15 protein-coding genes and 1 other RNA gene are annotated in these 12,024 nt (G+C 48.6%); 4 read left to right on the forward strand and 12 right to left on the reverse strand.

Features of this window, described 5'->3' with window-relative positions; all coding sequences use genetic code 11:
• The first annotated feature begins 1 nt into the window (after position 1).
• Positions 2 to 997, forward strand: coding sequence for a beta-N-acetylhexosaminidase (gene nagZ / locus B9N89_RS13555; RefSeq protein ID WP_132319328.1), 996 nt, complete (start codon positions 2 to 4; stop codon positions 995 to 997).
• Here nagZ and B9N89_RS13560 read toward each other — a convergent pair.
• From B9N89_RS13560 to B9N89_RS13580, 5 genes are all read right to left on the reverse strand, one after another.
• Positions 977 to 2,281: a hemolysin family protein gene (locus B9N89_RS13560; RefSeq protein ID WP_132319326.1), complete on the reverse strand. Its 1,305-nt coding sequence runs from the start codon at positions 2,279 to 2,281 to the stop codon at positions 977 to 979. The two genes, nagZ and B9N89_RS13560, sit on opposite strands and share 21 nt — an antisense overlap.
• 3 nt (positions 2,282 to 2,284) lie before the next feature.
• Entirely contained in the window at positions 2,285 to 2,824 is a 540-nt protein-coding gene (gene ybeY, locus B9N89_RS13565) for an rRNA maturation RNase YbeY (RefSeq protein ID WP_132319324.1), read from the reverse strand.
• Positions 2,825 to 3,240: 416 nt separating this feature from the next.
• Positions 3,241 to 3,945 (reverse strand): tRNA (guanine(46)-N(7))-methyltransferase TrmB, encoded by a 705-nt coding sequence (gene trmB / locus B9N89_RS13570; RefSeq protein WP_132319322.1) that lies wholly within the window; start codon positions 3,943 to 3,945, stop codon positions 3,241 to 3,243.
• A gap of 39 nt (positions 3,946 to 3,984) precedes the next feature.
• Positions 3,985 to 4,349, reverse strand: an RNA gene (gene rnpB, locus B9N89_RS13575) — RNase P RNA component class A.
• 66 nt (positions 4,350 to 4,415) lie between these two features.
• Positions 4,416 to 4,745 (reverse strand): RNHCP domain-containing protein, encoded by a 330-nt coding sequence (locus B9N89_RS13580; protein WP_200820715.1) that lies wholly within the window; start codon positions 4,743 to 4,745, stop codon positions 4,416 to 4,418.
• A gap of 135 nt (positions 4,746 to 4,880) precedes the next feature.
• On the opposite strand from B9N89_RS13580, the gene B9N89_RS13585 reads away from it, so the two are divergent.
• The 3 genes from B9N89_RS13585 to B9N89_RS13590 all read left to right on the forward strand — a co-directional run bounded on the left by B9N89_RS13585 (position 4,881) and on the right by B9N89_RS13590 (position 7,496).
• Positions 4,881 to 6,233 (forward strand): hypothetical protein, encoded by a 1,353-nt coding sequence (locus B9N89_RS13585; RefSeq protein ID WP_132319320.1) that lies wholly within the window; start codon positions 4,881 to 4,883, stop codon positions 6,231 to 6,233.
• Positions 6,234 to 6,406: 173 nt separating this feature from the next.
• A complete protein-coding gene (locus B9N89_RS31365) occupies positions 6,407 to 6,559 on the forward strand; it encodes a hypothetical protein (protein WP_159455361.1) in 153 nt (50 codons plus the stop codon).
• A 25-nt stretch (positions 6,560 to 6,584) separates the two neighbouring features.
• Positions 6,585 to 7,496 carry an aldo/keto reductase gene (locus B9N89_RS13590; protein ID WP_132319318.1) on the forward strand — a complete coding sequence of 304 codons (912 nt, stop codon included), beginning with the start codon at positions 6,585 to 6,587 and terminating at the stop codon, positions 7,494 to 7,496.
• A 70-nt stretch (positions 7,497 to 7,566) separates the two neighbouring features.
• On the opposite strand, the gene B9N89_RS13595 is transcribed toward B9N89_RS13590, so the two are convergent.
• The 7 genes from B9N89_RS13595 to B9N89_RS13625 are packed head-to-tail and all read right to left on the reverse strand — an operon-like array spanning position 7,567 to position 11,994.
• Positions 7,567 to 8,157, reverse strand: a complete 591-nt coding sequence (locus tag B9N89_RS13595) for a TlpA family protein disulfide reductase (protein WP_132319316.1) — start codon at positions 8,155 to 8,157, stop codon at positions 7,567 to 7,569.
• 14 nt (positions 8,158 to 8,171) lie between these two features.
• A complete protein-coding gene (locus B9N89_RS13600) occupies positions 8,172 to 8,630 on the reverse strand; it encodes a cytochrome c maturation protein CcmE (protein ID WP_132319314.1) in 459 nt (152 codons plus the stop codon).
• Positions 8,631 to 8,632: 2 nt separating this feature from the next.
• Positions 8,633 to 8,785 (reverse strand): heme exporter protein CcmD, encoded by a 153-nt coding sequence (locus tag B9N89_RS13605; protein WP_132319312.1) that lies wholly within the window; start codon positions 8,783 to 8,785, stop codon positions 8,633 to 8,635.
• A gap of 12 nt (positions 8,786 to 8,797) precedes the next feature.
• Positions 8,798 to 9,487, reverse strand: coding sequence for a cytochrome c biogenesis protein CcsA (gene ccsA, locus B9N89_RS13610; RefSeq protein WP_132319310.1), 690 nt, complete (start codon positions 9,485 to 9,487; stop codon positions 8,798 to 8,800).
• Positions 9,488 to 9,499: 12 nt separating this feature from the next.
• The gene (locus B9N89_RS13615; protein ID WP_132319308.1) at positions 9,500 to 10,195 is read right to left on the reverse strand and encodes a heme exporter protein CcmB; all 696 of its coding nucleotides are present in this window, start codon (positions 10,193 to 10,195) and stop codon (positions 9,500 to 9,502) included.
• A complete protein-coding gene (gene ccmA, locus B9N89_RS13620) occupies positions 10,192 to 10,830 on the reverse strand; it encodes a heme ABC exporter ATP-binding protein CcmA (protein WP_132319306.1) in 639 nt (212 codons plus the stop codon). The genes B9N89_RS13615 and ccmA overlap by 4 nt, the downstream gene beginning before the upstream one ends.
• A gap of 3 nt (positions 10,831 to 10,833) precedes the next feature.
• Positions 10,834 to 11,994, reverse strand: a complete 1,161-nt coding sequence (locus B9N89_RS13625; RefSeq protein ID WP_132319304.1) for a hypothetical protein — start codon at positions 11,992 to 11,994, stop codon at positions 10,834 to 10,836.
• Between the last annotated feature and the right edge of the window lie 30 nt (positions 11,995 to 12,024).

Below are 12,024 nucleotides of genomic sequence, written 5' to 3' on the forward strand. Positions count from 1 at the left end.
AATGTCTGGTCCCGATGCTGCCAGTCAGATTCTGGTTGCTGCCCTTGAGGGCTTGACGCTTTCTCAGGAAGAGCAGAGTTTCTTCAAGCGAGAATGTCCTGCTGGTGTGACTCTTTTCCGGCGTAATCTAAGCTCATCCTTTGTAGCTATCCGTAGTCTTTGCCAGCAATTGCATTCCCTTTTAGACCGTAATTTTCCCCCAGTCATTGCTATCGATCAAGAAGGCGGTAGGGTTTCTAGGATACCCAGCCCTTTTCCCAATTTGGGTGCTCCCCAAGACATCCAAGACCCCATCGAAATCGGCGAGCAGATTTACCTAGAGAACTACGGCTTTATTATGGGCTCCTCCCTAAGAGGGCTGGGAATCAATGTCAATTTTGCTCCGGTTTGCGATGTGAATACCAACCCTAGCAATATTGCAATTGGTGATCGAGCCTTTTCAAATGAGCCAAAACACGCCGCTCGCCGCGCCGAGGCTTTTCTTAACGGCTTACAGTCGTCTGGAGTGAAGGGGTGTTTGAAGCATTTTCCGGGGCAGGGTGATGCGGGTGACGATACGCATCTAAAGGGAACCACGATTCCCATAAGCCGCGACGTTCTCTGGGATCGAGAGCTGCTTCCCTTCAGAAGCATGCTCTCTATGGCTAGCATGGTAATGCTTTCTCATGCTGTTTTTTCGGAAATAGACTCCCAACCGGCAAGTCTATCCAAGCGAATCATGGTTGATCTGCTGCAGGAAGAGCTGGAGTTCCGTGGTGTACTAGTGACCGATGATATGAATATGAAGGCAATTCCGCAGGACGAGCAGTCTTGGGCAGATGCAATTATCGAGGCGGTTTCTCAAGGGGCTGATATGGTCTTGGTATGTCGGGATCTGGGGCGCTGCAAGCTGGCCCTGGAGCGTTTGAGAGGAGAAGCTGCCCAAAGCCCAGCCTTTAGCAAAAGGCTTCAGGATGCAGCGCATAAAGTTAATTCCTTACGAGCCACTCTCTTCTGATAAGTTAGTCATTCCTTTTGTGACCCTCAGTCGTTCGATACGGTGGCGATCGACGTCAGTGACTTCGATCGTTAATGGTCCGTAGGACATAGTTTGCCCGACCTCAGGGAGATTACCTAGAAGCTGTGTCATCCAGCCGGCTATGGTATCCACATCGCCTTCCACTTCTTTCTCAAAGGAGTCATCAAGGCCAAAGTAGTTAACGAAGTCACTAATATTCACTGATCCTGACACATCGAAGGTGTCGTCATCAATTTTTAGAATCTCGGCCTCTTCAGCATCAAACTCATCCTGGATATCACCTACGATTTCTTCAAGGATGTCTTCCATAGTTACGATACCAGCGGTACCACCGTACTCATCAATAATAATGGCCATGTGGTTCTTGGTTCGTTTGAGGTCTTTGAAAACCTCCATGAGGGGTTTGCTTTCTGGTACAAAAAGAGGTTCTCTCATCACTTGGGTAAGGTGCGTGACCTTTTTCTGCTGATCTGAAAGCAGGCGAAGGAGATCTTTCGCAAATACAACCCCATTGATGTTGTCGATTCGGTCTTCGTATACGGGGAGTCGCGAATGACCAGTTTGGATGATGAGTTTTACGGAGTTTTCAATACTCTCTTCTTTTTCTACGGCGATGATGTCGGTTCTTGGTGTCATAATCTCGCGGACCTTAGTCTCATCGAAGTCAAAGACGCCGCTGATCATATTCTTTTTGGTATCTTCAAGTACTCCTGCTTTTTCACCAACTTCGATCAGGAACTCAAGCTCCTCCTCTGTGATTGCAGGCTGCAGTGACTGCTCGCTACCCAGTAGTTTGATCACGTTGTTGGCAAGCTCGGAGAACATCCACACCACGGGGAAGAATATTCTGTAGATAAAGCCTATGACGGCCATGGATATGATGGCGACCTTCTCTGAGTTTGCTCGGGCAAAGGACTTAGGAACAATCTCGCCAAAAATCAAAACGAGGAAGGTGATGATACCTGTGGCAATACCTACTGCCTGGCTCTTGAAGTAGTGGCCAGCAAGTTCCGAGGCGAGAGCCGACGCTAGAATATTAAAGAGATTGTTAAAAATAAGAATGGTCGTGAGAACGCGAGACGGGTGTTGCAACCACAAGCGAAGTTGAGCGACAGCCTTACCTTTTTGATCTAGAAGGTGGCGTGCTTTGAGGGCTCCAAGGGACGTAATGGCGGTCTCAGACGCCGAGAAGAATGCAGAAGCTATGAGGCAAATACCAATGACAATAAGACTAGACCAATCATCAGGACGTATACTATTCATCGTTTATGCCTTCGACCTCGCACAATGAGCCCAAACGCGGGAGGGAGGTTCGCCTTCTTCCAAAGCTTCCATAATCATTCGTTGTTGCGCTAACATGATGTGTTCCTCTTCTACATCTAGATGGTCGTGGCCACAAAGGTGAAGGATACCATGGACCAATAAAAAACATACCTCACGGTCTAAACTCTGACCGATATTTTTCGCGTTTTCTTCAGCGTCGACAAGGGATATTGCCAGATCTCCCAAAAGGCGTGGGGGGCCATCTGTGGGATCTACGTTTCTGAAAGGCGACTCGACTGTCGGTGGTGGGTCAAAATCTTGTTGGGGAAAGGACAGTACATCTGTCGATTTATCTTTGTCTCGATACTCCTGATTGAGCTTTCGCATTTCCTCAGGGGAGGGAAAATCCACAGATAGCTCATAGTCGTCGACGCCAAGTCGTTTTTGGATCTCTTTTGACACGCGCTCGATCTGATCGAAGTTTACAAGGTAGGTATGCGGTCCAAAGCTGAATTCGTAATTACTCGTACTGTCAGGTTCCAATGGTTTCGAATGTCTCCTAGTCTGAGCTACTGAGCTTAATCAAAAGACCAGACTTTGGGGGTTTTTTGTCTTTAACCCTTAGTGTATGGCTTGTTTTAAAATCATCAAGGCTGGCAACCTGGCACAACCTCGTCGTGCTACTACAATTATCCGAATTTCCTCTGAAAATCAGCAGACTTTTTGCAAAGTTTTTTATGTCCTCTTCCCTAAGGGTCGGCTCGCTTGCTGACTCAGGATTGAAAAGGTCAATGATTTTAGATTCTTGTTTCGATGCCTGAGACATAATGATCCTTGGTGTCGAACTGCCGATCTCTTCGGCAGAATCGTGTGGGGCTTTAAGCTTGTCCCTTTAGGCTGGAATTGCAAATTCGGTCTCGCGATCAGAAGGCCTAGCTCTATTCTAAAGCTTTGCTGACTTATTTGGAATTTCTCCAGCAAATTTCATAGGTGGGAAGCCCTTGCTCGGTGAAGTGACGCTCGAAGCGGGAGGTATAAATCTCGCTAGGAATCCCTTGAGGCGCAGGCTCTATGGCGAATAGGTCGGCGGCGATTGGTAGAACTTGGTCAAAATATGGTTTGTGGTCCGTTTTGAACCAAAGGAACGCTCCTGGCTTTAAGATCTTCTTAAGGCCAAGCAGGAATTCGTGGTTGATCAGCCTATTTTTTTGTTGCCGTTTTTTCTTCGCCCATGGGTCAGGAAAGAAAATCAATGCTCCGCTGAGTTCTGATTCTTCAAAGACCTGCTCCAAAGCGCGGCCATTGCATAGGAGGCTGCGCAGGTTATGGAGGCCAAGGGTCTGGGCTTTTTCCGCGAGGGTCACGACTCGTTTGAAGGTGATATCAACACCCACAAATCCCGTGTCTGGGTGATTTGCAGCCATTTTTTTTAATACTTCGCCCTTGTGAGAACCAACTTCTAAGACTAGGTCCTCAGGCGGCTTTGCCATGGTGTTGGCGAACTCAGAGCGCCAAGCTCCCTGGAGAGGCTTGAGTCGTGGTCCGTAAAGCACAGGTAGAGATCCATTTTCCATACCTTCGCGCATCTTGCTCAGGAATGGATTCACATCGGTGTTTAAATTCTGTGTGGGGTCGTGAAATGGATCTTCAATTCGAATCGGCATGAGTTGTCCTATGTAGTCTTGAGTCCCAGGTGAAGCGCAGCCTTTAGCCGGTCTATGAGCCGGATTCTGTCGTAGCGAGCCGAAACTCGCCGAGACTATCATTAATCTTGGACAGCTGTTGCCAACTGCCTCCTTGCGACCTACCCAAGGGCATGTCGGGTCAACACTGCAACTCTAAGGTTGCACCCTTTGCTTGGCCTTGCTTCGGATGGGGTTTACCTAGCCAGTCTGTTACCAGAACTGCTGGTGAGCTCTTACCTCACCGTTTCAGCCTTACCTCCCGAGAGAGGCGGTTTACTTTCTGTTGCACTTGCCGTCGGGTTTCCCCGCCTGGCCGTTAGCCAGCATCCTACCCTATGAAGTCCGGACTTTCCTCAGCGTACTGCGATAGTCCAACCAGCATAAGCTGGCGACACCTGGGAGAGCATATTTAAAGGGTTTCTCATGGGATGTCAATGAAGCATTTATGATTATTTTCTAGGAGTTAGGGCAAGGATCTGATCGTAGTCATCCCCTTGGATGCCATCCTCTAAGAGGGCGATGTTACGCGTCTTTTCCCCACAGCGCTGGCATTTGAAGTCGATCATGAGGCCTTTTTTTGAATGAAAATGGTACCCAATGGGTTTCAAAAGCCCACGGCACGGATTGGCTCGATCGCCTGGTAACTTGTCGACATGTTTGGAGTAAAGGCAATAGGGGCAGTGGTTTCTACAGGTCTTCTCCGAGAGGGGGACCTTCTTGCCGCAGTTTTCACAGCTAAACTCTTCATTGATTTTCTTGAAATTCTGTTGGTTTATCACCTAGAAGCCTCCTGCCAGACCCAATTCTCAAGGGTTTTACGGCAAAAGCTCTAACCTGTCAAATAAGACACCTAAATATTATGGGATAAGTTCCGAAAACTTCTACTACCACCCACTTGGCAAGGACTGGCAAGGATGTCAAAACCCCTTATCGTTTATCTGATCACCATAGCTGTTTGTATCCTGTCTTGCCGCAGTGGTAGCTCGGGCGGAGGAAGTACTGGCACGAGCACAGGTGTCACCGTGTCTGGAGTTGTGAAGAGTTCTTCAGGCAGTCAGTCTGAGATGGTTAGTTGGGTGATTGTTTTTGTGGAGCGGGATAGCGGTCTATCTCAATTTGGTGTCCTTGGCTCTCTCGGAAATTATGAGATTGAAAACGTCAGGCTCAGCCAACCCCAAACCATTGTTTTGCTGGACCCTCAGTATAGGCTCTCTGCGGTCTTGACCTCCCCTGGTACGACCACTGGCACCATCTTTCAGTACTTCACAAGTAATCTCGTGACCATCCCGTCACTGGTTCACCAGGGGCCGGTGATAAAATTTTCGGATACTTCGAGCATAGCCTGGACAGCAAACACCGCCGGCGATAGTGATTCGGATTTGATCCCGGACGGGCTCGATGCCATTTCATTGGGTCTTGCGGACACTGATGCCGACGGCATCGATAATAGCACCGATTTCGACCTGGATGGGGATGGAATCATCAACTGGTACGATGATGATGACGATGGTGACGAAACCATCGATGTCTACGATACCGACGCCAACGGCGACGATATTGCTGACTTGTCCCAGTCTATTGGTGAGCTGTATTTCAGCCAAGATCTTGAGTTTGTTGCAGTTCAGGTGATTCAAGAGGTTCAATCTGACTCAAGCTTGGCATCCAGTCTCATCCTCAGCGCCAAAGCAAGTAGCACCGGCAGTATCGATACTATCGCCATTGCCGGGCCAGACATTCTGCTGGAGGATGCTACTGCCAATGTTACCACCGACGATCAAACGTCAACCACCGCTTGGGATCGAACGTTGCTAGACGATGGTCTCAGTGAGGATGGTAACAGTGACGATCTTCTCTATGCGCGATCGGTGAATCTGGGGTCTGGAAAGAGCCCGAAAGCCAACCAGCTTATATTTTTTACAGTGACAGACACCAGTGCGGTGGCTTGGTCCTATCCCTATTCGTTCCCATCCCTAACTTCGGGAGTGGTTAGTGGTTCTTTTGACAGTACCACCAGTACGGTTACCAAATCGGGATCGCCGTTTTCAGTAGCAGAAAACTACAGTTGGTCCGTGCACGTCTTCGATGCCCAGGGGGTCAAGATCTATGGTTCAGAATCTGTCGCAGGTACTGTTGATACCTTCTCAATTCCTTCAGGCATCCTGGATAATACTCAAACCTACACCGCTCAGGTAGTAGCAAGTACCATTGACCGGATTAATAGCTATCCCACTTGGACGGTTAAAAGCCTCAATTTCTCTCTTAACTAATATGCGGGCTACCTGCTCTTGGTCAGCCGTTGGCAAATGATTCTCAGCCACGTATGATAGGCCTGATGTCCTTTGACTCACGCTAAGCAGTGCTTGGCTCGGGTTTGGTATTGAATCATGTCTCCAGCAGGTATAGGATGCGGAGGCTTTTTTTCGTTGAAGAGGAAGATACCATGATCTTTTCAAGTGATGATTTTCGGATCGAATCAGTTTCAGATTTTATTACGTTCCTACCGGTAGCCTTCTTTCTTGGCTTGGTTGCTCCCTTTTTGATCGGAGCCTACACCTTAGGGTTTGTCATGGATGTCACCGGCTGGCTTGACTAATTGACATGTTAAACCTAACAGGCTCTTGCCTGCTAGGTTTGGAGGTTGCAGTGAATCCAAGTGGGACACTTCACCCAAAGCTTTCTCCTATGGGGTATGGCGAATCTTAGAAGGAATCGATGGCGATCCTAGCGAAGTGATTCGCAAGCGCATCGAGTTTTGCCTTGAGCTTGGCATTACCACCTTCGATCATGCCGATATCTATGGTGACTATGAGTGTGAGGCTGCCTTTGGCAAGGTCCTGAAGGATGTTCCTTCGCTAAAGTCTCAAATTCAAGTGGTGACCAAGGCTGGTATCAAGCTGAAGTCGGCAAAGTTTCCCGATCGCCAGGTGAAATCCTATGATACGAGCTACAAGTATCTGATCCAAGCCGCAGAAAAATCTCTTCAGACCTTGAGTCTGGATGTGATTGATTTATTCCTTATCCATAGACCCGATCCATATATGAATCTGCAAGAAACTGGTGCGGCCTTAAATGAGTTGGTATCCAGTGGGAAAGTGCGGGCGGTAGGAGTATCGAACTTCAGACCTGATCAAGTTACATACCTCAATCGCGAATTGAGCCAGCCCCTTGCTGCCAATCAAATTGAATTGAGTGTGCTCGCGCAAGATCCCCTATGGGACGGAACGCTCGATCAATGCCAAAGTTTGAAGATGTTGCCTATGGTCTGGTCGCCATTGGCCGGTGGTGCTCTATTCAAGGATGACCACAAACCTGTGCGTTCAGAGCTAGAGTTGATTGCGGAAAAATATCAGTGCGACGTGGCGACCCTTGCCTTGGCTTGGTTGATGAACCACCCTTCAAAGCCCATTCCGATCATCGGCTCGAACCAACGGAGTCGCATCCATACCCTGGCCACGGCTAGAAATATCGAATTGGAGCGGGACGATTGGTATAAGATACTGGAGCTTGGTGCGGGACGTGAGGTTCCTTAAATCTGGTCTCACAGACCTCAAATAAAGAAAAGGAGTGGCCACCGAAGACGATGGCCTCAATAGAAGGTCATTACTGGGGTTGATTTAGCATTGCCGCGAATTCTTGAAGCTTAGCTTCAGAGACGGGGCCAGCTTCTTTGTGCAGAATCATTCCCTCTGAATTGATAACGAAGGTTTCGGGAACACCTGTGACACCATAGTTGATAGCTGCCGAGCCGTCAGTGTCTAAACCCAGGATATAGGTCTTACCATACTGGGCTGCGAAGCGGCGGGCGTCTTCAGGAGTATCCTGAATGGCAACACCCACAACTTTGACACCATTATCCTGGTAGGCCTTCCAAAACCTTTCGAAGTCATGAGCTTCTGCGCGACAGCTGTAACACCAGCTTGCCCAGAAGTTTAGGATGAGTCCTTGGCCTTTGAAATCTTTGAGGTCGAAGTATTCTTCGTTAGTTTCGTTCATATACTGCCTACCCTGAAGCCATTCAGCCTTAAAATCCAAGGCTGGCTTATTCAGTAGGGCAGATGGAATCTGGTTAGGGTTGAGATCAAGCCCTTTGCGAAGCATGATAACAAAGCCAATCCCAATAGCGATCATACCGATGCTCAGGATTATATGCTTGCGGCTCTTACCGGGGACTTTAACCTCTTGGTCAGCCATATTTGGCCTCCTTCTCAGTACTTCTCATTCTTAAAAATTGACTCTTCAAGCAGTGCCTTGTTCATACTACTATGATCGTCAGGTTTTTTATACTCTTCCGAGTGCTTCACCATCAAGCGCTTTGCTACCATTTGCTTGCCATCAGAAGAAATCCGGCCCTCCACCACGACCCCTTGATTTTCCTTGAACATATCAGGTGGCGTGCCATTATGGTTGATGGTGATTTCAGAGCCTTTCATGTCCGATAGGGTGAAGGCTAGTTTGATGTCAGTGGGTTGCCAGTCGACGGACCCAGCTTTAACCATGCCACCGACCTTGATCGTTTTAACAGAAAGCTCATCTGACTGTGCTAAGGCTTCCTTTGGGGTGTAAAAGTAGACCACGTTATCGCCGAAGTTCAGCATGGAACCTGCTGCTGCGGCAACGATAATAACAAATACACCGATAATCCATTTTAAATATGATTGCTTCATGTTTAGTCCTTTCTTTTCACTGCTTCTTGCAAGATACGTAGTTGTCGTCGTTGTGTTACTAGCCAAATAGTAAATCCGCCTATGAGTAATACAGCGACTCCATAAGCGCCAGCGATAAACGGTACGGGATCTATGCCTTCTCCGTATGGGCTCATAGTCTGCCTCCTTTAGGGTGTCTGTTCGTATGATAAACGTTCGAGTTCTTCACTGATCATGAGATTCTTATAGCGTTGGTAAACTAGAAAGCCGCCTACGAGAATCATCACTGCCAAAGCGAATAGCAATGCCGATAGCATTTCTGGTGCCATCGTAGAATCGCCGCGGCGCATGATTGTAGGTGGCTGATGAAGGGTTCGCCACCACGTGACGCTCTTATAGATAATAGGCACGTCGGCGGCAATCAAGATGCCAAGTGCGGCGCAAATTTTATTCCTCTGTGGGCCAGGGTGGAGTGAGCTATATAAGATTAAGTAGCCACAGTAGAGCAACGCCAGGATAAGAGTTGTCGTCAACCGTGCATCCCAATCCCACCAGACACCCCAAGTGGGGCGACCCCAGATAGAGCCTGTTGCTAGAGTTAGAATTGTAAAAATGAGACCAACTTCCGCAGATGCTTTTGCTACAAGGGGAGCACCCGACTGTTTCTTCACTAAGGCCCAGATGCTGACCACGAGAAGCACAAAGGACGAGAAAAATGCCGCGAACGCTGAAGGAACGTGGAGGTAGATAATCCGGTAGACCTCTCCCATATGTTCCTCGGGCGGAGTGAACTTTAGGGCCCAAACCCAACTCACAGCCAAGAGCGCAAACACGCCGATGCCTGCGATCAAGTGCTTCTTATCCGATTCTTGTGTCATGATAGTCCCCTTTTATTCAGCCTTGACAAGTTCACCAAAGAGCAAAAGGCCCAATGTGAAATAAATGATACCAAATATAATAAGTAAGCCGAGCCATGAGCTAAGCAGCATGTCTAGGCTTTCGTTTTTTATTAATATGGCCTTTGAAGACTCCACTGCTGATAGCAAGACAGGGGTTGTCAAAGGGAAGTAAAGAAGCGGGTAGAGGATCTGCTTCGAGCCCGAACGCATGGTCATTGTCGAAAGTAAAACCCCTAGGGCCGACATTCCAGCAAGTGCCGTTAATGCCACTCCGATAAGGGACCAATCTACTAGAGAAACTCCGCTCTTGGCGTAGAAAAAGCTGGATAGGATCATGGTCGGGATTAGTATCAGTGTTCCCATTACCAAGACCAGAAGGTACTTGCCAAGAAACCACGCTGACGATGAAATCGGGTAGGTTCGGAGCACGTCGAATACCCGATCCTGCATATCTGGGTCCAACGATCGCGAAAAGCTGATCTGGAGTGAAAAGAAAGCAGTTAAAAAGGTTTCCGCAACTAATAGGTGGGCGACTTCAGGGCCTTCGAGTTGGCCCACAGCAAAGGAAAACAAAACCAAAACCGTGATAGCGAATAACAATGGCGATAACCATCGCTCAGGTGTCGCCCACTCGACTTTAAGGCTTTGACTTAACAAGGCGCGCATTTGATTGAGGAATGTGGTCATCCTTTGACCTCCCTTTTTTCGATCCGGTATTCAGTGGGGTTGAAAGGCTGAAGGGGAGCCGTATCGTGACTCACCACAGCTGCGGAGCCACCGCGGTCGAGATGTTCTCGCAGGATTGCCTGAAATTGTTCGATGCCTTTGATATCGAGTCCGTAGAGTGGCTCGTCCAATAGCCAAACCGGAGTATTAGACAGGTGCACTCGGGCTAATGAAAGCCGGCGCTTCATGCCCGTGGAGAACTTTTCTACAGGGAAATTTTTACGGATTAGAGGGTGATCGAGGCTCCACATCTTTAGCTCATCGACGATAGTTTGGTCCTGAGTAGGGTGCCCACGGAGACTCATCCAAAATCTTAGATTATCCATGGCATCCATCTTTCCGTAAAGGCCGTTGGCCTCTGCGGGAAGGTACTCGATGTATGACCTGCGGTCTTTACAGGCTTGGCCCTCGTGAACATAAGTGATCGTACCCCCAGTCTCACGAATAAGGCCAGCGAGAATGCTCATTAGAGTCGTCTTGCCACAGCCGTTCGGGCCAGTGATATGTAGCAACTCACCAGGTTTCAATTCAAAGCCAACCCCTCTCAATATGGGGCGAAACTTATATCCAAAATTTAAATTCTTGACTTGGAGCATCAGCTAAAAATCCGCTACATTGACCGCGAAATTCACAACGTATCTACGTTCTATCACGCGCTTGTTGTTAACACCAACATCTTCGGCAAAGGACGACCCGTTTAAGCCGAGGATACCTAGATTGAACCCGAGTCCGTAGGAAAGCCCGGCATTGTTATAGCCGCTGCGAAGGCTTAAACCCGCATCGCTACCGAATCGATCTCCCACGGAAAATTCGAGTCCAGTTCTCAGCTTCTTAGCTGTCGCTAAGTCTGAATCTGTGAGGCGGCTGGCTTCTAAAGTGAAACTTAGAAACCCCCACTTGCCGAGTGCAGGGCTAAGACCGAACCCAAGAGTCATATCCTCTTCCACTTCGAGGTCTTCGTTATTAGTATCGGAAGCTCTGAATTTTGTCGTCCCCACATTGCGAAAGGCTAAGGATAGGGTTGGATTCCATTTTTTCGATATGGTCCATAGAGTTCCTAAATGGATAGGCATGCCGGTATACTTGGCCTTGCCGTCTTTGAATGCACTCTTTCTAAGATCAGGGTCGTTCAGTGTGGCAAAAGGCAGCGTGGTTTGGATTTCTTCTCGTTCTAGATAAGCGAGGTAAAGGCCAAGGGCGAAGGTACGATCATTGGTTGCAAAACTAAATCCAAGGCTAGGCCCAAACTCGGTGCGAGAATGCACGTCGATTTCGTCGCTGCTTTCGTCGATCGAAGCGGCAGCCATCTGGGTGTCATAGACGAACGACAGCATTGTTCGCCAAAATGTGATACTCGGAATAACTGAGAGCCTTCCGTATTGGCGATTGCCATCGCGGGCTCTCAGAATTTGCTCGACGATTGCCGGATCGTTCAGGTCCCCAGCGTTACTGAGATCATCGTTGAGTTTGACCGTGTCCTCGTTGACTGCTGCCGCGAAGTAAGGAAAGTAAAGACGATGAATGGCAGGCCTAGATCCTTGGCTACGGATGCCTCCGATTGCGGCAGGGTTGTAGTAGGCTGCATCGATTCCGTTGGCAATGGGACTAATGGCTCCAGCCATCGCTGAGGCCCGAGCAGACGACCACGGCGCGTCGTCGAGCAGGGCTCTTTGCACAGCAGATTCGCTGGTTTGAGCATGACTTATGCTGGCGGTTAGCCAAACTAAGCCTATGAAATTTATTCGTAAAGTATATTTCATCAGCACCGTATTTGCGTTTCGAGTCGTCTT

The sequence above is a fragment of the Pseudobacteriovorax antillogorgiicola genome, assembly GCF_900177345.1.
GTDB lineage: Bacteria > Bdellovibrionota_B > Oligoflexia > Oligoflexales > Oligoflexaceae > Pseudobacteriovorax > Pseudobacteriovorax antillogorgiicola.